Here is a 21,931-nt window from a genome sequence, read left to right as displayed (position 1 = left end):
CCTGACCTGAAAAACAAGGACGCACTCTTCTTGCGCTTGTTCCCCCTACCCTCTCTATGCTTGCCCAAGCCGCAGGAAGCGGCGTCCTCATCATCGACAACGGAGCGTCCATGTCCCTTGCCCTCGTCCACAGCCGCGCCCAGGTTGGCGTGCAGGCACCTGCTGTCAGCGTCGAAACCCACCTGGCCAACGGCCTGCCCCACCTCACCCTGGTCGGCCTGCCCGAAACCACCGTCAAGGAAAGCAAGGACAGGGTGCGCAGCGCCATCGTCAACTCCGGGCTGAACTACCCGCAAAGGCGCATCACCCAAAACCTGGCACCGGCAGACCTGCCCAAGGATGGCGGGCGCTACGACCTGGCCATCGCCCTGGGCATCCTTGCCGCTGACGGCCAGGTGCCGGTGGCCACGTTGACCGACATCGAATGCCTGGGCGAGCTGGCGCTTTCGGGCAAGCTGCGCCCGGTGCAGGGCGTGCTGCCTGCCGCACTGGCGGCGCGCGAGGCTGGCCGGGCACTGGTGGTGCCGCGGGAAAACGCCGAAGAGGCGAGCCTGGCGGGTGGGCTGGTGGTGTACGCCGTGGGGCACCTGCTGGAACTGGTCGCGCACCTCAACGGCCAGGTGCCGCTGCCTCCCTTTGCCGCCAACGGTCTGTTGCTGCACAGCCGCCCTTACCCCGACCTCAGCGAGGTGCAGGGCCAGGTGGCCGCCAAGCGTGCCTTGCTGCTGGCGGCTTCAGGTGCGCATAACCTGCTGTTCACGGGGCCGCCCGGCACGGGCAAGACACTACTGGCCAGCCGCCTGCCCGGCCTGCTGCCGCCGCTGGATGAGCATGAAGCGCTGGAAGTGGCAGCCATCCAGTCGGTAAGCGGGCACAAACCGCTTGATAGCTGGCCGCAACGGCCGTTTCGCCATCCGCACCACTCAGCGTCCGGGCCCGCGCTGGTAGGCGGAAGCAGCCGGCCACAGCCAGGTGAAATCACCCTGGCGCACCATGGGGTACTGTTTCTGGATGAGCTGCCGGAGTTCGAGCGCCGTGTACTTGAGGTGCTTCGCGAGCCGCTGGAGTCTGGCGAGATCGTGATTGCCCGGGCACGGGACAAAGTACGCTTTCCGGCGCGCTTCCAACTGGTGGCGGCCATGAACCCGTGCCCTTGCGGTTACCTGGGTGACCCCACGGGCCGCTGCCGCTGCAGCACCGAACAGATCCAGCGCTACCGCAACAAGCTTTCCGGCCCGCTGCTGGACCGCATCGACCTGCACCTGACCGTGGCGCGTGAAACCACCACGCTCAACAATCAACCTTGCGGCGAGACAAGTGCCGATGTGGCGGCCAGGGTGGCCGAGGCGCGCGAGGTGCAGCACCGCCGGCAAGGCTGTGCCAATGCGTTTCTGGACCTAGAGGGGCTGCGCCGGCACTGTGAATTGTGCGCCGCCGATCAGGCCTGGCTGGAGAGTGCCTGCGAGCGCCTGACGCTTTCCCTTCGCGCCGCACACAGGCTGTTGAAGGTAGCGCGCACGCTGGCCGACCTGGAGGGGGCCAGCACGATTGCCAGGGCGCATCTGGCCGAGGCCCTGCAGTATCGGCCCGGTAGTCATTAGCCCTGCGGCCTGCCCCTCATATGCGCACTCAATGCTGCCCATAGCAGCAATATATTTTGTGCGCTAACTAATTGCGCGCAATATTAATTCCAGACAGCAAGCAATCGTCGCCAACCCTTACTGAATCTGGAGAACGACCATGACCCTTCGCACCGTTTTCGCACTCACCCTCGCTACCCTTGCACTGGGCACCAGCGCCGGCGCCTTTGCCCAGTCCACCGAAGCGACGCCCTACCACTACGGCATGAACCTGGACATCGCCGAAGTGATCAGCCTCGCCCCCTCGGCCACAAGCCAAGGCCAGGCAAGCACCGCGACCATGACCTACCGGGACAGCACTGGCCAGGTTCGGAGCATTCGCTACTACCAACCAGACGACGCTCAAGGCAACCAGAACTAAATGCCCATGCGAGACTGAGGAAGGCCGTGCAAACGGCCTTTTTCATCTTCAGGATACTGGCACTTTCAAGGCATCTGCTCGCGACACCAGTAGTAACAAGGCATCACCTAAAATCTGTAATACTTAGAAACATTTGAAAACAAAATGTAGTTGTACGACATCCTATCTACTGTGTTCGACTGCGCTCGTTTAACAAGAACAATAATCGGAGACATCCCCATGTCGAGCATTCATTCGGCCGAGGGCAGTGCTGCCACACCCTCTCAAGGCCGTGTAACACGGCTGATCAAACTGCTGGGCCCAGGCATCATCGCGGTGCTGTCCTGGCTTGGCGCAGGTGATCTGATAACCTCATCCGTGGCCGGCGCCAACTACGGTTACGCCATGATGTGGGTACTGGCCGTTTCGCTGCTGCTCAGATACCTGATCGTCAACATCATCGCGCGCTTCCAGCTGTGCAATAACCAAGGCATGACCATCCTTCAGGGGTATGCGCAACTGCACCCCGTATTTGCCTGGTTCATGCTGGCCTATGCGCTGCTGATGGGCCACCTGATGAACGCCTACATGATCAAGGGCGCCGGCGAAGCCTTGGCGATGCTGTTGCGCATCGACTACCCGCTGCTGTGCTCGATGGCTGTGGTGCTGGCTGTGTGGATGCTGGTCGGGCGCAACATCTACGCAATGATCGAAGGCGTGATGAAGGTCCTGCTCGCCGTGATGACGCTGGCGTTTCTGGCACTGGCCGTGATGTCTGGCCCGGATGTGGCCGGTATCGTCAAAGGTACGATCGGCTTCAGCATCCCGGCTGACGAAGGCGTGCACGGGGCGCTGCTAGTGGCGGTCTCGGTGATCGGCGCGGTGGCAGGCTCGGTGGCCAACTTCGTGCACCCGTACGTGATGCGCCAGAAGGGCTGGGTAGGCCCGCAACACAAACGCATCCAGCGCAACGACCTGCTGTTCGCGGTGTTCGTCGGTATCGTCATCAACCTGGCCATCTGGATCGTCGGCGCGGAAATCCTGCGGCCGAACGGCATCGAAGTGAAAACCCTCGGCGACCTGGGCAAGGCGCTGGAAATCTTCTTCGGCCCGATCGGCTGGTACATCTTCTTCATCGGCGTGTTCGCCACGCTGTTTGCCAGCATTTCCGGCAAGACCACGGCCTTCCCGATGCTGATTACCGATGCCTTCCAGCATGTACAGCCGCAGCGGCGCGAGCGTTACGGCAAAGAGTTCCACAAAGACCCGATGCACAAGTGGTTCATGCTGTTCATTCTGGTCACGCCGCTGATCTGGTCGATCCCGGGCATGCCCGACTTCGTGACCCTGACCATTGGCGTCAGTGCGTTGAACATCATCGGCTTGCCCGTCATTTCGCTGGGCTTGCTGATCATGTCCAACCAAAAGTCGCTGCTCAGCAAGGAATACCGCAACAACCTGTTCGAAAACATCGCGCTGGCATTCGCGACCGGGCTGGCGTTGTGGGTGGCCTTCCAGTTGGGTGTGGATCTGCTCGGCCTGGGCTGAGCCCCTTGCACCATCGCCGGCAGGCCGGCGATGGTGCACTGAAGGTTAACGCTGCCTGTTCTTGGCGATCTCGATATCGTCCATCAGCGCTCTGGCCAATAGGCTAAAAGCCATGAAGGAGATCGTACCCGGTCCACCCAGCCGTAAACCCATCGCTACTCAATTCTCCAAACAGGCCAATGCTGAAGCATTTGGTTTCAGGTTCAGAAATGTCTTAAAGCTGCCAGTGCTTCTTCGACAACCCGAAGCAAAACCTCTTCGCTGAACGGTTTACCAAGGCATGCCAAGGCCCCGTTGCGCATAGACGCCTCCACCGCCAAATCATCCCAATGCGCCGACATACAGATCACCGGCAACCGCCAACCCAGCCGCGCCATCTCCCGCTGAACCTCAAGGCCGCTCAACCCAGGCATCTTCAGATCCAACAGCACACAGCCGGCCATCGGTGCCAGGTCAGATGCCAGCAGCTCTTCACCTGAGGCGAACAGCAACGTGGCAACCCCGGCCGAACGCAACAGGTTGGCCAGGCTTTTTCGCACTGAAGCATCGTCATCAACGATACACACCGCACTGTTCATGCCGGGCCCTGGCCCTCGACACGCGATTCGATGACGTGGTGCATGGCTACCAGTTCGACCAGTGAGCGGGACTGCATCTTGTTCATGATGTTCTTCTTGTGGACCTTGGTCGTCACCTCACTGGTGCCGATCTGCTTGGCAATCTGTTTGTGCGAAAGGCCATCGACCACCAACGAGAACACCTGGCGCTCACGCTGGGTAAGGCGCTGGTATTTCTGCTTCACCTGCCGCGCTTGATGCCATTTGCGTCCTTGCACCATGGCACGTGCGCGCGCAGCGTCGAGTACCGCCAGCAACTGGACTTCGTCAAAGGGCTTGGTCAGAAACTCCACCGCACCTGCGCGCATGGCTTGCACCGTCAGGGGGATGGTGCCGTAACCGGTCATGAAGATGATCGGCCAGGGCAGGTCGAGCCGACGCAACACATCCTGAACCTCCAGCCCGCTGGCCTCCGGTAGGTTCATGTCCAGCAACAGGCACGCGTAGGGCGTTTCGACCTGGCCTTCGAACAATTCTTCGGCCGAGGCATACAACCGATGCGCGATATCCTGCGAACGGAACAGCCGCGCCAGAGCCTTGCGCACCGACGGGTCATCATCCACCACGAGCACCGGTACGCTCGCACTGTCGCCCATAGGCACGAGGGCCTCTGCCGCATCCTTCAAGGGCGATCTACCCAGCGCAGTGCATGGCAGATCGAGGACAACGTCGACAGCCAGCCGGTAGCCGCGGCGTGGTACCGTCTGGATCAGACCCGGGGCGCCAAAGGCTTTGCGCAGCAAAGAGATCTGCACCTGCAGGTTGTTGTCTTCAACCACCGTGCCCGCCCAGACCTCGCTGAACAGCTCGTCCTTGCCGACCACGCGGCCCTTGGCCTTGATCAAAGTGGCCAGTACCTCGAACGCGCGCCCACCCAATGGGACCGGCTTGCCGTCGACAAAGGCTTCTCGCCGCTCCAACGATACTTGGGCATTGCCTAATCGGATCATGGGCTTCTCTCGCGGGCACGGGCGGTTGCGCGGCCTTGTGCAATCTAGGCCAGCGGGCGCGATGTAACAATTATCCCGAGGGATAGGTTGGCCTTAGGACTATACAAGCGCGCGCCGTTGCACCGGGGCTCATAACGGTCAAGATGGTGCCCATTCCTGCCAAGCGGCCTGCATGCACCAAGCGCAAGGGTTTCGCTGCGTATACTCGCGCCTCTGGATGTCGCCAAGCGGGGGGTGATGGATGCTCGATGAACGCCTTGTGCAAAGGCCCGTCGATTACGCTCAGTCTATCGACGACGGCTGGTTGAGCCGGTGTGACATCACGCAACTGGACCAGGAAGGTGACCTCACCTTCTTCCGCCTGCATGACCCCGTCACACGCCTGGCCTGGCTCGCCGTGCGCGCCCCGGTCGAAGCTCCAGCCGCCTGCCAACGCCTGGAGCGCGACTACCGTCTGCACCTTGACCCTGAGTGGGCGGTTCTCCCTTCGGCCTTTCTGCGCTCCGCCGAAGGCCCATTGCTGGTATACCCGGCCGGCCGTTCGATCGCTGACCTCATCGCCCAAGGCCCTGCGGCGCTTGCGCCCTTTCTCCGCGTTGCGGTAAACGCTGCGCGGGCCCTGGCGCAGGCACATGAGCACAATGTGCTGCATGGAGCCTTGCAACCGAAACACATCTGCATCGGGCAAGCGCTACGTGTTCGGCTTGGTTGCTTTCGCGCCGACACTCAAGTGCAGGGCAGCGCACAGCAAATGGCGATCGGCAACTGGTCCTATCTGGCACCAGAGCAGCTCTGCCCCCATGGCACCAGCCGCGATCAGCGCAGCGACATCTATGCCTTGGGCGCGATCCTCTACCAGTTGCTGCTGGGCGAGCTGCCCTTGAGCGGGCGCGACACACTGCACTGGCGCCAGCTGCATGCCGGCGTGCAACCGCGGGCAGCCAACGAAGTCGACGCCAGGGTGCCGCTGGCGCTCAGCGACATCCTGGCCAAAGCGCTGGCCAAAGAGCCTGAAGCCCGCTACCAGAGCGCACGTGCCCTGGCCATCGACCTTGACCACTGTCAACGGCAGTGGGCCGCCTCACAGGCCATCGAAGGCTTTGAACCGGGCAGCGCGGACGGTATCGCGCCCAGCCGCGAACGCCTGTACGGTCGCGATGCCGAACAGAAGGTGATCGCTCTGCTGATGAAAGCCTTGCGCCGTGACAGCACACCGCAAGCGCTGTTCGTCAGTGGTGCCACCGGCATGGGCAAGTCACGCCTGGTCGAAACGGCGCTGAAGGCCGGCGCCGACGGTTACTGGGCCATCGGGAAATGCAACAGCCTCGAACAGGCAGTGCCCTACGCGCCCTGGATCGAAATTCTGCAGTCGCTGGCCACGCAGTTGCTGGCGAAAAACAGCCAGGACCTCCAAACGCTGCGCCGCGAGATCCTGCGTCGGCTAAAAGGCCGCGGCCGACTGCTGGGCAAGCTGGCTCCAGACCTCAACCTGATCATCGGCCCACTGCCCGAACTGCCGGAAAAACCTACGCGGTCGGCACTGCAGAAGGAGCTACGGGCCATCGTCGAGTTCCTCCACGTGTTCAGCCGGCCCGGCCACCCGCTGGCGCTATTCCTGGATGACATGCAGTGGGCTGACGATGGCACACAGCACTTGCTGGCGGAGCTGTTCGCCAAGCCGCCGGGTAACCTTTTGCTGATTTTCGCCCGGCGCAACGATGCGCACCCCAGCAGCAATGCCTTCACGCCTGCTGCCGCTGTGCGCAGTACCACCTTGAACCTGCGCCCGCTTACCGTGAGCGCAGTGACAGAGCTTATTGGCGAGCGATACCACGTGCAGCAGGAGGCGGCTTTGGAGGTTGCGCAGCTGGTGCACGACAAGACCGCGGGCAACCCGTTTTTCATCAACCAGATTCTCACTGCGATGGTCGAGGATGGGCTGTTTACGTTCGACACCCAAGCCATGCGCTGGTCATGGTCACTGGAAGCGGTGGCGCGCCACCGTTATGCCGATAACGTCGCCGACCTGATGGTCCAACGCATGGCCCGCCTGCCCGCTGTCCAGCGCGATGTGCTGCGCATTGCCAGCGCCGTGGGCAACCGCTGCGATGAGCGGTTGCTCGAGCGCATCCTGGCGCTGCCTGCAGGGCTACCCGCCGCATCGCTCAAAGCACTGACTGCCGCAGGCTTCCTTCTGCCTGGGCAGAGAGGCCTTGGTTTCGCCCATGACCGTGTGCAGGACGCCGCCTACGAACTCACGCCGATGCGTGAACGGGCACAGTTGCATGCGCGGATCGCGCAGGCCATGCAGCTTACATGGCAAGACGATCTGCAAGATGCCGTCTTCGATATCGCCAACCAGCTACAACGCGCCAGCCCGAAAGCGTTCGAAACGAATGACTGCGAGGCCTTCCTGCCATTACTGCACGAGGCCGCCCTGCGTGCGCGCGACAGTGGTGCCGTTGACCAGGCGGCCGCCTACCTGCACACCGCCGACCATGTGCTACGCGTCAGCGCGACACCCTCAGCCCATGCCGAACACGCCTTCAGCATCGCCTGCATGGCAGCGGAGTGCGACATGCAGCTGTCACGCATGCCGCAGGCTGAGGCCCGCCTCGCCGATTGCCAGAACCGGGCGAGAACGGCCCTTGACCAGGCACGGGTATGCAGGCTGCAGGCACGCCTGCATACCTTGCGCTGCGACTACCAAGCGGCCATCAGCGCAGCGGTCTACGGCCTTGAGCTACTGGGCATCACACTGGACCGCGGAAGCAATCAGGCCCAGGTCGAGGCCAGCTTTGCCCATGTGCAGGCCCTGATCGAGCGCAAAGGCCGCCACTGCCTGGAGTCACTGCCGCGTTGCAATGCGCAGGAAGTGACGGTTGCCGTTGGCCTTCTGGCGACCCTTTCATCATCTTTTTTCGTCCAGGACGATATCTGTTTCCTGCACTTGGCCAAGCTCATGGAATTGTCCCTGAGCCAGGGTGTTGCGCCAGGCAGCACGTATGGGCTCGCCTGGTACGGCGTGATGATCGCCGAGCGCTTCGGTGCCTACCACGATGGGCATGCCTGCTGCCTGGCGGCGCTGAAACTGATCGAGCGTCACGGCTTCGAGGCAGACCTGACCAGCGCGCTGCTTGCCCTGGACCAGGTCAGCGCCTGGACCGCACCCATGGAATTCGCCCGGCGCACTGCCCTGGAGGCTATTGATTCAGGCCGCCTGAGCGGCGACCTGGCAATGAGTTGCTATGCCAGCAATCACTTGGTCTCGGACTCGCTGTTCATGGGGCGCTACCTGCCGGAAGTAGCCGATGAGGTGGCACAGGGCCTGGCCACCGTGCGCAGGTACAGCTACAGCGACATTGAACATATCCTGTTGGCCCAGCAAGCATTCGTCGCCGACCTGTGTGGCAACGCCTTCTCAGGCTCGACCGTAGGGGTGAAATCACGAACGACTCTGTTCTTCAAACACCTGTTCAGCGGCATGTCGGCCTTCTATCTGGGCAACATCAAGCAGGCCATACATAGCCTCGCCTGTGCTGGCGAGCATGCCTGGGCGGCACCCGCGCACATCAACCTGGCGGACTACCACCTGTTTCATGGCCTGGCTCTGGGCAGCCCGGAAGCACCTGGCAGCCTTGCCAGTAAACTGGCCGCGCTGCAGGCAGTGCGCGTGCGCTTTGCCAGCTGGGCCAACTTCAACCCGGTTACCTTCCGCAACAAGCTGCTGTTGATAGAAGGGGTCATCGCCAAACTCAATGGCGACGGCATGGCCGCCATCCGCTGCTTCGATCAGGCGCAGATCGCCGCCACAGCGGCCGGTTTCATTCATGAACAGGCTCTGGCTCATGAACAACTGGCCGAGGTGTGCATCCCCAACGGGTTGATCTCTGGCGCCAACCTGCACCTGCGCATCGCCCGCGACTGTTTTCATATCTGGGGCGCGACCGGCAAAGTACGTCAACTCGAGACACTGCACCCGTTCCTGCGCACCCAGCCGGTACAGGAAACCCACCGTTCCTCCAGCCAGGCGCGGCTGGACCTGGAAGCGGGTATCGAAGCTGCGCGGGCGCTGTCCGAAGAGGTGTTGCTCGAAGGCCTCATCGAGACGCTTATGGGCCACCTGACCCAGCACTCCGGTGCCGATCACGGCGCACTGCTGATCGTCAGTGGCGCCGAGTTCCAGATGGCTGCCCTGGCCTATATCGATGATGTCGGCCTGCATGTGCGCATGGACAACTGCCAGAAATTCCTCACCCAGGCCCCGCTGTCGATCATCAACGCCACCATGCGCACCAAGAAACCGCTGGTGCTCAACGATGCCCTGAGCGAATGCCCGGAAGCCTTCCGCCAGGAGCTGCAGGCGCGTAATGCGCGCTCGGTACTGTGCCTGCCACTGGTTATTCAGGGTGTGCTGATCGGCCTGGTCTACCTGGAGAACCGCCTGGTGCCGAACCTGTTCGGCGGCCAGCGCCTGGCCATGCTGGAGATTCTGGCATCACAAGCGGCGGTGTCGCTGCAGACAGCAAAGTTCTATACCCGTCTGGCGGAAGACAACCAGACTCGCGCGCAGATGGAAGCCGAACTGCGCCGTTCACGTGCGCAGCTTGCCAGCAGTGCGCACCAGCAGGTGATGAACGAGCTTTCGGCATCCATCGCCCACGAAATCAGCCAGCCGCTTCTGGGTATCGCCTCCAATGCCGCAGCCAGCCTGCGCTGGCTCAAGCGCGAAACGCCCGATCTGAAGGAAGCCATTGCCGGCCTTGAAGACATTCGCAACGACAGCGAGCGCGCAGCCAACATCGTGCGGGCACTGCGTTCGCTGGCCAAACAAACGCCGATGCAACTCAAGACGGTGAAGCTGGACGAACTGATTCTGGAAGTAGTGCGGCTGACCTCTGGCGATGCCGGCAAATGCAAGGTGGATGTGCAGACCCGGCTGCATGCAGCGGTAAGCGTGATGGCTGACCCGGTGCAGTTGCAGCAGTTGGTGTTCAACCTCATCACCAATGCGCTGGAGGCGCTGGCGGGCTATCGCAGTGATGGGCGGCTGCAGATTTCATCCGAGGTGCTGGCAGACAAAGTGGAGATCTGCGTCGACGATAACGGCCCGGGCATCGCTCCAGAGGAGCGGGATCAGGTATTCGGGGCGTTCTACACGACCAAGAGCGGCGGTTTGGGGATGGGCCTGGCGATCTGCAATTCGGTGGTACAGGCCCATGGAGGGCAGTTGCAGGCGCAGGTTTCGGCGCTTGGTGGGTGCAGGATTCGGCTTACCATCCCGGTGCAGCAGGTCTGAATTCTGCTGTCTGCACCGGCTTGCAGGCGATTGGGCCGCATAGCGGCCCTTGATTCACATCAACGCGCGCTCAAGGCCGCATAGCTGTTCATCAGGTTGCGGTAGTTTGGAATGCGCTGTGACAGCAAGTTGCCCAGCCCTTCGATATCGTTGCGCCAGTCACGGTGCAGCTCACAGGCCACCGAGAACCAGTTCATCATCTGCGCGCCCGCCTCGGTCATGCGTACCCACGCTGCCTGCTGCACGGTTTGATTGAAGGTGCCCGATGCATCTGTCACCACGAAAACCTCGAAACCCTCGGCCAGTGCCGAGAGGGTCGGGAACGCCACGCACACGTCGGTAACCACACCGGCAATGATCAGTTGCTTGCGGCCGGTGGCCTTGATTGCCTTGACGAAGTCCTCGTTGTCCCAGGCATTGATCTGGCCAGGGCGGGCGATGTACGGCGCGTCCGGGAACATCTCTTTGAGTTCAGGCACCAGCGGACCGTTAGGACCTTGTTCGAAGCTAGTGGTGAGAATGGTCGGCAGCCCGAAGAACTTGGCAAGGTCGCCCAGCGCCAGAACGTTGTTCTTGAATTCATTTGGCGAGAAGTCCTGCACCAGTGAGATAAGGCCGGTCTGGTGGTCGACCAGCAACACCACGGCGTCGTCTTTGTTCAGGCGCTTGTAATCTGGTTGGCTCATTGGGGTAACTCCTTGGGTGGGGAAAATGGCCTCGGTACTGTCCCGAGGGCTTATACCTGTGGATAAAACTGTCTTAAGGATGTGCGTCGATGCGCGCTGCCCGGCGCCAGGCCTTGGGCGGTTGGCCGACCAAGCGGCTGAAGGCGCGAGTGAAATGGGCCTGGTCGCAAAAACCGCACTCCAGGCTCACATGGGTGATAGGCGCCTCGGTGGCCAACAGGCGCTTGGCCTTCTCCATCCGCGCCAGCAGTCGCCAGGCCTGGGGCGAAAGGCCGGTGTTGACCTTGAAGGCACGGGAGAAATGGCTACGGGTGAGGTTGCACACCCCTGCGATCTCAATGATCGACAGCGAGCTGCGCAGCATCAGTTCCTTGGCCTGGCGTAACCGCGCGGGGGTCAGGGCACCGGGGGAATGAGGGTTGTCTTCGGGCGTGCCAGGGTTCATGGGGACTCTCCTGTTCAATGCAGGAAGTCTCGCCCTCGGGACATGACAAAGTCCTGAGCCAAACCTGAATAGTTCTTAATTGTGCACTGCTGGCCCCGATGCCCTGCCGATAACTTAAAATGCACTCCGAATTCAGCTTCAGGCCGCACAAGCGGCCAGCATTCAAGGCGTAAGAGGTATGCAGGAAAATCCCGCTCATCGCACCGTGGTCATGGTGCTGTTCAACGATGTGCTGTTGCTGGATGTCACGGGGCCCATGGACGCCTTCGCCATCGCCAACCGGTTCTTGCCCGAAGACAGGCGCTACCGGCTGATCACCGTGGCCGAAAGCCAAAGTGCCATTCGGGGCTCCTGTGGCCTGAAGGTCATGGCAGACCTGCGCCTGGAAGACCTACCGGGCAACGTCGACCTGCTACTGGTGCCCGGCGGGCCAGGAGCCTATGACGTCGCCCTGCCCAGGCTGGAGCGCTGGCTTGGGCACGCCGTGCACAGTGCCAAACGCTTCGGCGCCATCTGCACCGGAGTGTTCCTGCTCGGCCGGGCCGGGCTGCTGGGCGGCTATCGCTGTACCACCCACTGGAATTATGTGGAGCGCCTGGCCCGCGCATTCCCCGAGGCGAAAGTCGAGACCGAGCAGATCTATGTGGTCGACCGTGGCCTGATTACTTCAGGTGGTATCACCGCAGGTATCGACCTGGCGTTGGCCGTCGTCGCGGAAGATCACGGCAAGGCGCTGGCCCTGGAAGTGGCCAAGGTGCTACTGGTGGCCCGTCATCGCCAGGGCGGGCAGACGCCCTACAGTCCACTGCTCGCGGCGGTGCCACGGGACGGCTCGGTAACAGCACGGGTACAAGCGTATGTCGTCGACCATATCGACCAGGCTTTTACCGTGCAGAAGATGGCCGATCTGGTGGCGATGAGTGGGCGCAATTTCGCGCGTACCTTTCAGCGCGAGGTGGGCATCACGCCGTTGCAGTACCTGCAGAACGCGCGGATCGACCAGGCACGCAAACTGCTCGAAGGCAGCGACCGGCCGTTAAAGGTGGTGGCGGCGCAATGTGGCTTTGGCAGCGACCGGCATATGCGCAAAGTGTTCTGCGAGCGGATAGGGATGACGCCGGCGCAGTATCGGGCGCAGTTTGGCGGCATTTGAGCTGATAGATCTCTGTTGCCCGCAAAGAGGCCAGGCAAGACTGTCACACTTGGTGGGACAATGTTTCTCCTCTCCGGCAGATTGTCTTAGGCACCGGCAATCCCCAGAATTGCCCGCCACACTGTTCTAACGCTGCCCCGGCAGCTCATGGAGTTCGAGCCAATGCCACACGAAGGCAGCCTTCTGCAAACCGCGGTGATCTTCTTGCTCGCCGCCGTCCTCGCCGTCCCCCTGGCCAAACGCCTGCAACTTGGCGCCGTTATCGGCTACCTGCTGGCTGGCGTGGCCATCGGCCCACAGGCCTTGGGTCTTATCCGCGACACCGAAAGTGTGGCGCACATTTCCGAGCTGGGCGTGGTCCTGCTGCTGTTCATCATCGGCCTAGAACTGTCGCCCAAGCGCCTGTGGCTGATGCGTAAGTCAGTGTTCGGCGTCGGTACTGCACAGGTGCTGCTGACCGGCGCACTCATCGGCGCCATCGCCCTGTTCGGCTTCGGCCAGTCACTCTCTGCCGCCATCGTGGTAGGCCTTGGCCTGGCCCTTTCGTCCACCGCCCTGGGCCTGCAGAGCCTGGCCGAGAACAAGCAGCTCAACGCCCCGCATGGCCGCCTGGCATTCGCCATCTTGCTGTTCCAGGACATCGCCGCGATCCCGCTGATCGCCCTGGTGCCACTGCTGGCCGCCAGCGGCCCGGAGACCAGCCACGGTGACAGCCTGCAAAATGGCCTGAACGTCTTCGCCAGCATCGCTGTGGTGATCGTCGGCGGGCGCTACCTACTGCGCCCGGTGTTCCGCATCGTGGCCCGCACCGGCCTACCGGAAGTGTCGACCGCCACCGCGCTGCTGGTAGTGATCGGCACCGCCTGGCTGATGGAGGAAGCCGGCATTTCCATGGCCCTGGGCGCCTTCCTCGCGGGCCTGCTGCTGGCCGACTCGGAATACCGACATGAGCTGGAATCGCAGATCGAACCGTTCAAAGGCCTGCTGCTGGGGCTGTTTTTCATGAGTGTCGGCATGGGCGCAAACCTCAGCCTGCTGCTGGAAATGCCGCTCGTTCTGCTGGGCCTGACCCTGTTGTTGGTGACGGTCAAACTGGTGCTGCTGATCGGCGTCGGCCGCCTGGCCGGAGGCCTGAACAGCGCCAGCGCACTGCGCCTGGGGATGGTGCTGGCCGCCGGTGGTGAGTTCGCCTTCGTGGTGTTCAAGCTGGGCAAGGACCAGGGCCTGTTCGACACTCAGACCTACGACCTGCTGCTGATGACCATCACCCTGTCGATGGCCCTCACCCCGCTGCTGATGCTCGGCTGCGCCCGCGCCCTCAAGCACACGCAACCTGCACGCGAAGTACCCGAGCAATACAAGGCCATCGATGCCGGTACCCCGCGTGTGGTGATCGTCGGCATGGGCCGCATGGGGCAAATCGTCTCGCGTATCCTGCGGGCGCAGAAAATCCCCTTCGTCGCCTTGGAAACCTCGGTGGACGCCATCGAGATGACCCGTATGTTCGAACAGGCCCCGGTGTTCTACGGCGACCCGCAGCGCCCCGAGGTGCTGCATGCAGCCAAGGTCGGCGAAGCGGAGTATTTCGTCATCACCACCGACGACCCGGAAGTGACCACACGCACCGCGGAGCGGGTCAAACGCCTGTACCCACACCTTAAGGTACTGGCACGCGCGCGTAACCGGCAGCATGTGCACAAGCTGGTAGACGTGGGCGCAGAGCCAATTCGCGAGACGTTCTATTCGAGCCTGGAAATGACCCGCCGGGCGCTGGTCGGGTTGGGGCTGAGCAGTGAACAGGCGGCGGACCGCATCGATCGGTTTGCCCAGCATGACGAGGAAGTGCTGGAGGCGCAGGGGCAGGTGCGTGATGACCGGGCCAAGGTGATGCAGACGGCCAACGAAGCGCGGGTGGAGTTGGAGCGGTTGTTTGATTCGGATGCGGATTGAGGCTTGTACGTCGACACACAAAGAGGGCTCAGGCCCTCTTTTTTTGGCCTGGAAGCGTCGAGGACTACCCCACCTCAATTGAGGAAAAGCCCTACACAATTGGTCCCCCCTCGTCTGATAGCCCGCGGAAACCCTTCTCCATAGGCTCACTTGGTCGCTACCGCTTCAGCGGCTCTGATCGCAGCCAGGTATCCATTGAGCCCCAATAATTCAACCGTGAGAGTCGCCGAAAAGAAAGGCCAGAATACCTGGCGGGACAAGCTACAGCCCGATCTCAGAACGCTTGTCCGTGAAATGCGTAACCATCCTGTCGAAGAATTAGCCGCTGCCGCATCGCACGATGCCGCAATGGAGCTTGCTGCACTCCATCTGGGTTTGAGCAGTACAAGGACTAACTCAGTAGCGGTCACCACCCCAATGGGCGTCATCCGGATTCAGCGCAGCTGTGTCCGTCACATCGTCGAAAAACGACAAGACGCTAGGGAGCGATATGTGAAAGTAGCGCTGGATACATTAACCGGGCCGTTCGAGGTGTGGGAGGTCGCTTACACCAATGGCACCAATAGGCTCGCCTTCATAGGCGTCTACGAGACCAAGCGGCAAATGCTAGTGGTCGTAACTCTCCACAACGGCAAGATGTTGTGGAACTTCATGCAGTGCGATGCAAAGGCACTGAACAAGCATCGTCATGGGAAGCTGCTCTACAAGCGATACTGTGTGCTGTCGAGCAAAGAAAAGGGCCACTGTCACCAGTGGCCCTGTAATCATGCTTGATATTCATATACACGCCCTCAAGCCAGGGTGTGGAGGTCTCACCCGACGTTGATGATCCAGCCATCGACGGGGTTCCTACACCAGCTATTGCCGCTGAATGGCAGCTGGTTTCGCGCTCAGTTAAAACGCTAACAACACTTCTGGATCAAGTCAACTATGGCCCTTTTGCAGAAGCCATCCGTCAAGTTACTTTGTATTACTTACCAGCAGTCAACGCGTTATAGCTGGTCATCAAATTCCGATAATCCGGGATGTGGTTGGAGCACAGCGCCGCCAGCCCTTCAACATCGTTGCGCCAGTCGCGATGCAGCTCACACGCTACACCAAACCAGGTCATCATCTGCGCACCCGCCTGGCTCATGCGGTCATGGGCCGCATCGCGGGTCATCTCGTTGAAGGTGCCGGATGCATCGGTCACCACGAACACGTCGAACTCTTCTTCCAGCGCCGACAGTGCCGGGAACGCCACACACACCTCGGTCACCACACCGGCAATAATCAGCTGCTTCTTGCCAGTAGCCTTCACCGCCTTGACGAATTCTTCGTTGTCCCAGGCGTTGATCTGGCCAGGGCGGGCAATGTACGGGGCGTCCGGGAACAGTGCTTTGAGCTCCGGTACCAGCGGGCCGTTGGGGCCTTGCTCGAAGCTGGTGGTGAGGATGGTCGGCAGGTTGAAGAACTTGGCAAGGTCCGCCAGGGCCAGCACGTTGTTCTTGAACTTGTCAGGCTCGATGTCACGCACCAGCGACAGCAGCCCAGCCTGGTGGTCGACCAGCAGCACGGCAGCGTCGTCTTTGTTGAGGCGGTTGTAGGTGAATTTGCTCATGTTCTGTGCTCCTTAGGTTTATGAATTTTTCAGCAATCTGGGGTGTTTCGCGTTGATGGGCACAGATTAAAATCATCACCTTTAGAGCGGTAGACTGCGAAAATTGCCCTTAGCGTTCCACCTGGAGAACGATCATTGGAAGACCTCAACTCCCTCTACTACTTCACCCAAGTGGTAGAGCACGGCGGCTTCGCCCCGGCCGGGCGGGCGCTGGACATGCCCAAGTCGAAACTCAGCCGCCGCATCGCCGACCTTGAGGACCGCCTGGGCGTGCGCCTGCTGCACCGCACCAGCCGGCACTGTTCGCTCACCGAGATCGGCCAGGCCTACTACAACCGTTGTCTGGCCATGCGCGTAGAGGCCGAGGGCGCGGCAGAAATCATCGAGCGCAACCGCAGCGAACCGCGCGGGCTGGTGCGCATCAGCTGCCCGACTACCCTGCTCAACTCCTGGGTCGGGCCAATGCTCACCCGCTACATGCTCAAGTATCCGCAGGTAGAGCTGTTCATCGAGAGCACCAACCGCCGCGTCGACCTGCTGCACGAAGGCTTCGACGTAGCGCTGCGCGTGCGCTTCCCGCCGCTGGAAAACACCGACATGGTGATGAAAGTACTGAGCAACAGCACCCAGTGCCTGGTGGGGCACCCGCAGTATCTGGAGCACTTGCCCAAGGGCTTCAACCCGCAGTTGCTCGGCACGCTGCCCAGCGTGCATTGGGGTAGCGCCCAGCGCGAGTACCAGTGGGAGCTGTTCCAGGGCGAGGACATGAGCCGCAGCATCGTGATCCCGCACACACCGCGCATGGTCACCGATGACCTGTTTGCCCTGCGCCATTTCGTGGTGGCCGGAGTTGGTATCGCGCACTTGCCACGGGTGGCGGTGCGCGAAGACCTGGCCGAAGGCCGTTTGGTGGAACTGTTGCCGCAGTGGCACCCGCGCTGCGGCATCGTGCATGCCATCTTTCCTTCGCGGCGTGGGTTGCTGCCGTCGGTGCGGTCGCTGATCGATCACCTGGCGGAGGAATTCGCGATCAGCGACATGGCCTGAGTCAGTACAGGCCCTATCGCAGGCTTGCCGGCGATAGGGCCATCTAAACCAGCACACCCTTACAAGACCCTGTTCTACGCTTCCCGCACAGTCCCGGATCATCCATCCCGGAGCCCCCATGATCCGCGCCACTCACGGACCAGGCCGCGCCCTGCTCGCCACCCTCGCCCTCTGCCCCGCGCTCAGTCAGGCAGAAGACCCCGGCTGGTCGCTGCTCAGCCGCAACTATTTTCTGCACAGCGACTTCCGCTCGCCTTCCGGCAGCGGCCAGAACTACCGCCAGGAATGGGCCCAAGGTTTCATCGGCGAGATTCGCTCCGGTTTCACCGAAGGCCCTGTCGGTGTAGGCATCGACGCCCATGGTTTCCTTGGCCTCAAGCTCGACGGTGGCCGAGGCCATGCCGGCACCGGCCTGCTGCCACGTGACAGCGACGGCCGCGCCGCGTCCGACTATTCCAGCGCCGGCGCCGCCCTGAAGTTCCGCCTGGGCAACACGCAATTGCGCTACGGCGAATTGATGGTGGAAACCCCGGTGTTCGACACCGGCGACAAACGCCTGCACCCGGAATACGCCACCGGCTGGCTGCTGGAGAACACCGACCTGCCCGACTGGCACCTGCAGGCTGGGCGCTTCACCGCGTTCAACAACCAGGACAACAGCTCGACCCATGACGACTTCAGCGGCTACGGCGCCACCACCCAAGGCCGAGCCATCAGCCTGGCCGGCGCCACTTTCGCGCCTGATGGGCCGTTCGGCGGCGCGCTGTACGCCGGGCAGCTGCAGGACACCTGGCGCCAGGCCTACCTCAACCTGAACCTGGCCGAGGGCAACTGGCGCCTGGACGGCAACCTGTACCAGACCCGCGACACCGGCAACGCCAGTGCCGGCGCCATCGACACCCTCGCCTACAGCCTTTCAGGCAAATACCGCTTCGGTGCTCAAGCCGTGACCCTGGCGTACCAGAAGATCGAGGGCGACACCCCGTTCGACTTCGTCGGCGGCGACTCCATCTACCTGGCAAACTCGATCAAATACGCCGACTTCAACGGCCCAGGCGAGCGCTCTTGGCAACTGCGCTACGACCTCAATTTCGCCACCCTCAGCGTGCCCGGTCTTAGCCTGATGGCGCGTTATGTAAGTGGTAGCGCGATCGATGGCTCGCATGCTCCGGCGGGCGGTGCCTACACGGGCCAGCAGGGTCAAGGTGGGCGCCACTGGGAACGCGACATCGACCTCAAGTATGTGGTGCAGTCCGGCGCCGCCAAGGACCTCAGCCTGTCGTTCTCACACGTCAGCCACCGCGCCAACGAGGCACAGGCAGGCGACGACATTGACCGCATCTACCTGATCATCGAATACCCACTCAAAGGCAGCTTCTGACCTGAGCACCTCTTCTGCGGGAGTCTTCCAGACCAAGGCTTTAGCCGTAAGACATTTCTGAACCTGAAACCAAATGCTTCAGCATCGACCTGCTTGGGAATTATCCTACGAGCGCTGCTGAAGTATCGCTGTTGTCGGGGAAATGCCTCAGGGATAACGTTTTCGGGTCGCTCAGGCGACCGGGTGTGAGAAACCCGACCGATAAAACAGCAGCACCGTAATGGTTGCCGTACGTGGGCGGGCTTCGGCTCGGCCGGGTTTTGCCTTTTTTCCTCGGTTTTCTCACCCCGCGTACGGCTGCCACCCACAATCTGTGAGAAAGATTCGAGTGGTAGTTCCCATTTTGAAAAAAAAGGAATTACACCATGAAGAAGATCGTACCCGACCCACCCAGCCGTAAACCCGTCACTACCCCATTCTTCACCGTCCAGTCCGACATGTACCCGCCCGACGCCCTGGCCCATGCCAGCGAGCTGTTGCGCGGCGTCATCGAAACCATCGACGAACACTGCCGCGCCCGCGCAGGCGAACCTGGCCTGAACATGCTGAGCAATGCCATGCATGCCAGCGAGATCGCCCATTCGCTGGTCGAGCACGTGCACGCTCGGCTTTTTTGCCAACGGACCGAGGAGTGAAGCCATGGCAGACGAACCCAAGGTCCTGACCACCGTTGGCGTGGCGACCTTCCTCGATGTGGGTAACCCGCCGGTTGATCTGCTGCGTGTGCAGCCCGGCATTCCGATTGACGATGCCTACGAGCAGGTATCCGTGCTGCTCAGCTACATCAAGCACCTGGTGCGTGAAGGCGACATGGAGGATGACCACAAGCTGCTGTCGGCAGCCGACTATCTGAGCCTGTTGGCCAAAGCGCTGATGGACGATATCGAGATCGCCAAGAACAGACAGCGTTGATACCCGTCAGTCAAGCGTTTGGGGCCGCTTTGCGGCCCATCGCCGGCAAACCAGGCCCTGTGGGAGTCGGCTTGCCGGCGATGGGCTGCGTAGCAGCCCTGATAACTAACTGACTGGCATTACCGCAGAGCGCCCTTTCTTACATCAGCTCAAAACGCAAAGCACGAACACCCCAAGGCTCCCCAGAAGCCCTGGAAGTCATTCACCGGCACACTCGAATGCCGCGCCTTTTCATGGCTGTGCGCATGCACCCCGCAAGGCCCGCTGCACTGGTGCACCGCTGCAGCCAGTGATGGCGTACCCACGCGCCAGTGCCCCGGCACCTTGGCCACCGGCGACCACTCCGGCAGCACCGGCACCTGTGGCGGGCCAAGCCTGTCGAATTCGCCAGCGCCGTACACCACCTTGCCGTCGACGATAGTCAGTACCGACTCGATGCCCTTGATCGCCTCTTCATCAACGCTGAAGAAGTCCAGCGACAGCGCCGCCAGGTCCGCCAGCTGGCCAACCTTGATCTGGCCTTTCTTGTCCTGCTCGCTGGAGAACCAGGCGCTGCCCTGGGTGAACAGTTGCAGTGCGGTGTCGCGGCTCAGGCCTTCCGGGTACAGCTCCATACCGCCTACGGTCTTGCCGCTGACCAACCAGTACAGCGAAGTCCACGGGTTGTAGCTGGAGACCCGGGTGGCGTCGGTACCGGCGCCCACAGGCACACCCATTTCGAGCATGCGCTTGATCGGCGGGGTCTGCTCGGCGGCTTTCGCACCATAGCGATCGACGAAGTACTCACCCTGGAAGGCCATGCGGTCCTGGATGGCAATACCACCGCCCAACGCACGCACGCGCTCGATGTTCTGCGGGGTAATGGTCTCGGCGTGGTCGAAGAACCATGGCAGCCCGTTGAAAGGGATGTCGCGGTTGACCTTCTCGAACACGTCGAGCATGCGCGTGATCGATTCGTTGTACGTAGCGTGCAGGCGGAACGGCCAGCGCTGCTCGACCAGGTGGCGCACCACCGGTTCCAGCTCTTCTTCCATGGTTTGCGGCAGGTCCGGGCGCGGTTCGAGGAAGTCCTCGAAGTCGGCGGCAGAGAACACCAGCATCTCACCGGCGCCGTTATGGCGCAGGAAGTCGGTGCCACTGTGCAGCTTGACGCTGGAGGTCCACTTCCTGAAGTCGTCCAGTTCTTCCTTGGGCTTCTGGGTGAACAGGTTGTAGGCGATGCGCACGGTCAGCTGGTTATTGTCGGCCAGCTCCTGAATCACCGAGTAGTCGTCGGGGAAGTTCTGGTAGCCGCCACCTGCGTCAATGGCGCTGGTCAGGCCCAGGCGGTTGAGCTCACGCATGAACTGACGGGTCGAGTTGACCTGGTATTCCAGCGGCAGCTTCGGCCCTTTGGCCAGTGTTGCGTAAAGGATCATCGCGTTGGGGCGGGCGATGAGCATGCCGGTCGGGTTGCCGAACTTGTCGCGCTGAATTTCACCGCCCGGCGGGTTTGGCGTGTCCTTGCTGTAGCCCACGGCCTTGAGCGCGGCGCGGTTGAGCAGTGCGCGGTCGTAAAGGTGCAGCAGGAACACCGGGGTATCGGGCGCAGCCTGGTTGATTTCTTCCAGGGTGGGCATGCGTTTTTCGGCAAACTGGAATTCGTTCCAGCCACCGACCACGCGCACCCACTGCGGGGTTGGCGTACGCGCCGCCTGGTCCTTGAGCATGCGCAGGGCATCGGCCACCGACGGCACACCCTCCCAGCGCAGTTCAAGGTTGTAGTTCAGGCCGCCGCGGATCAGATGCAGGTGCGAGTCGTTCAGGCCCGGGATAACCGTGCGCTGCTTCAGGTCGATGATCTGCGTGGCAGCACCCTTGTGGGCCATGGCCTCGGCGTCGTTGCCCACGGCAATGAAGCGGCCATCCTTGATGGCGACGGCGGTGGCCGTGGGCTTTTCACGGTCGACTGTATGCAGCTTGCCGTTGAACAGGATCAGGTCGGCGGTCATGGAACCTCCTTGGATGGATGCGTGGGCGGAGCCGGCGGCGCCGGTGAAGGGCAATGCGGACCAGAGCGCGCCGGCGGCACCGAGCACGGTACTGGTAGCGAGGAACTGGCGACGGGTCTTGTCGTTGGGGTCCTGGGACATCTTCTTCTCCGTCTGGGTGCGGCGGTGGCTGGGGCAACTGCGGAGCATGCCGGTTCAAGCCTGGCCAAGGATTGCATGGATGTGCGGTGGGTTGATGAAGGTTAGCCCCGTTCACATTTTGTGCTGCCGGGGCCGGCCCTTCGCCGGCAAGCCGGCTTGTATGGTAGGACTCGAAGGGGTGGGTGGGACCTAAAGCCGGCTTCTGACTGTTCGCAGCAGTACAGACCGTGG

Annotated in this window: 17 protein-coding genes; 11 read left to right on the top strand and 6 right to left on the bottom strand. The window is 61.9% G+C overall.

What is annotated here, in order from left to right:
• Positions 1 to 110 precede the first annotated feature (110 nt).
• From ACW4TB_RS00085 to ACW4TB_RS00075, 3 genes are all read left to right on the top strand, one after another.
• Positions 111 to 1,601: a YifB family Mg chelatase-like AAA ATPase gene (locus tag ACW4TB_RS00085; RefSeq protein WP_012312183.1), complete on the top strand. Its 1,491-nt coding sequence runs from the start codon at positions 111 to 113 to the stop codon at positions 1,599 to 1,601.
• Positions 1,602 to 1,740: 139 nt separating this feature from the next.
• Complete coding sequence (locus tag ACW4TB_RS00080; RefSeq protein ID WP_012312182.1) at positions 1,741 to 2,001, top strand: DUF2790 domain-containing protein; 261 nt, start codon at positions 1,741 to 1,743, stop codon at positions 1,999 to 2,001.
• A 219-nt stretch (positions 2,002 to 2,220) separates the two neighbouring features.
• Complete coding sequence (locus ACW4TB_RS00075; RefSeq protein ID WP_012312181.1) at positions 2,221 to 3,528, top strand: Nramp family divalent metal transporter; 1,308 nt, start codon at positions 2,221 to 2,223, stop codon at positions 3,526 to 3,528.
• A gap of 203 nt (positions 3,529 to 3,731) precedes the next feature.
• Here the strand turns inward: ACW4TB_RS00075 and ACW4TB_RS00070 are convergent, their stop codons facing one another.
• Both ACW4TB_RS00070 and ACW4TB_RS00065 read right to left on the bottom strand, forming a co-directional pair.
• Entirely contained in the window at positions 3,732 to 4,106 is a 375-nt protein-coding gene (locus ACW4TB_RS00070) for a response regulator transcription factor (RefSeq protein WP_254466975.1), read from the bottom strand.
• Positions 4,103 to 5,095, bottom strand: a complete 993-nt coding sequence (locus ACW4TB_RS00065) for a response regulator (RefSeq protein ID WP_279930090.1) — start codon at positions 5,093 to 5,095, stop codon at positions 4,103 to 4,105. The genes ACW4TB_RS00070 and ACW4TB_RS00065 overlap by 4 nt, the downstream gene beginning before the upstream one ends.
• 241 nt (positions 5,096 to 5,336) lie before the next feature.
• Between ACW4TB_RS00065 and ACW4TB_RS00060 the strand changes: the two genes are divergently transcribed.
• Entirely contained in the window at positions 5,337 to 10,394 is a 5,058-nt protein-coding gene (locus ACW4TB_RS00060) for a trifunctional serine/threonine-protein kinase/ATP-binding protein/sensor histidine kinase (protein WP_279930093.1), read from the top strand.
• 59 nt (positions 10,395 to 10,453) lie between these two features.
• On the opposite strand, the gene ycaC (ACW4TB_RS00055) is transcribed toward ACW4TB_RS00060, so the two are convergent.
• A complete protein-coding gene (ycaC, locus tag ACW4TB_RS00055; RefSeq protein WP_012312177.1) occupies positions 10,454 to 11,080 on the bottom strand; it encodes an isochorismate family cysteine hydrolase YcaC in 627 nt (208 codons plus the stop codon).
• Positions 11,081 to 11,153: 73 nt separating this feature from the next.
• Positions 11,154 to 11,525: a helix-turn-helix domain-containing protein gene (locus ACW4TB_RS00050; protein ID WP_039602819.1), complete on the bottom strand. Its 372-nt coding sequence runs from the start codon at positions 11,523 to 11,525 to the stop codon at positions 11,154 to 11,156.
• A 178-nt stretch (positions 11,526 to 11,703) separates the two neighbouring features.
• Here ACW4TB_RS00050 and ACW4TB_RS00045 point away from each other — a divergent pair, with 178 nt between their 5' ends.
• From ACW4TB_RS00045 to ACW4TB_RS00035, 3 genes are all read left to right on the top strand, one after another.
• Entirely contained in the window at positions 11,704 to 12,678 is a 975-nt protein-coding gene (locus tag ACW4TB_RS00045; RefSeq protein ID WP_012312175.1) for a GlxA family transcriptional regulator, read from the top strand.
• 162 nt (positions 12,679 to 12,840) lie between these two features.
• A complete protein-coding gene (locus ACW4TB_RS00040; RefSeq protein ID WP_279930098.1) occupies positions 12,841 to 14,628 on the top strand; it encodes a monovalent cation:proton antiporter-2 (CPA2) family protein in 1,788 nt (595 codons plus the stop codon).
• Between the two features lie 195 nt (positions 14,629 to 14,823).
• Positions 14,824 to 15,402, top strand: a complete 579-nt coding sequence (locus ACW4TB_RS00035) for a PBECR2 nuclease fold domain-containing protein (RefSeq protein WP_254466971.1) — start codon at positions 14,824 to 14,826, stop codon at positions 15,400 to 15,402.
• Positions 15,403 to 15,598: 196 nt separating this feature from the next.
• On the opposite strand, the gene ycaC (ACW4TB_RS00030) is transcribed toward ACW4TB_RS00035, so the two are convergent.
• The gene (ycaC, locus tag ACW4TB_RS00030; protein WP_119688057.1) at positions 15,599 to 16,228 is read right to left on the bottom strand and encodes an isochorismate family cysteine hydrolase YcaC; all 630 of its coding nucleotides are present in this window, start codon (positions 16,226 to 16,228) and stop codon (positions 15,599 to 15,601) included.
• A 135-nt stretch (positions 16,229 to 16,363) separates the two neighbouring features.
• On the opposite strand from ycaC (ACW4TB_RS00030), the gene ACW4TB_RS00025 reads away from it, so the two are divergent.
• From ACW4TB_RS00025 to ACW4TB_RS00010, 4 genes are all read left to right on the top strand, one after another.
• Complete coding sequence (locus ACW4TB_RS00025) at positions 16,364 to 17,275, top strand: LysR substrate-binding domain-containing protein (RefSeq protein WP_012312173.1); 912 nt, start codon at positions 16,364 to 16,366, stop codon at positions 17,273 to 17,275.
• A 118-nt stretch (positions 17,276 to 17,393) separates the two neighbouring features.
• Entirely contained in the window at positions 17,394 to 18,656 is a 1,263-nt protein-coding gene (locus ACW4TB_RS00020; RefSeq protein ID WP_279930106.1) for an OprD family porin, read from the top strand.
• Positions 18,657 to 19,021: 365 nt separating this feature from the next.
• The gene (locus ACW4TB_RS00015; protein WP_012312171.1) at positions 19,022 to 19,291 is read left to right on the top strand and encodes a hypothetical protein; all 270 of its coding nucleotides are present in this window, start codon (positions 19,022 to 19,024) and stop codon (positions 19,289 to 19,291) included.
• A 4-nt stretch (positions 19,292 to 19,295) separates the two neighbouring features.
• Entirely contained in the window at positions 19,296 to 19,568 is a 273-nt protein-coding gene (locus ACW4TB_RS00010; RefSeq protein ID WP_012312170.1) for a DUF3077 domain-containing protein, read from the top strand.
• A 149-nt stretch (positions 19,569 to 19,717) separates the two neighbouring features.
• On the opposite strand, the gene ACW4TB_RS00005 is transcribed toward ACW4TB_RS00010, so the two are convergent.
• Positions 19,718 to 21,559 carry an amidohydrolase gene (locus tag ACW4TB_RS00005; RefSeq protein ID WP_279930278.1) on the bottom strand — a complete coding sequence of 614 codons (1,842 nt, stop codon included), beginning with the start codon at positions 21,557 to 21,559 and terminating at the stop codon, positions 19,718 to 19,720.
• Positions 21,560 to 21,931 lie beyond the last annotated feature (372 nt).

This window comes from Lelliottia jeotgali (assembly GCF_977070485.1).
The sequence above is the reverse complement of the archived record's forward strand: the minus strand, read 5'-3'. Positions and strand labels throughout refer to the sequence as shown.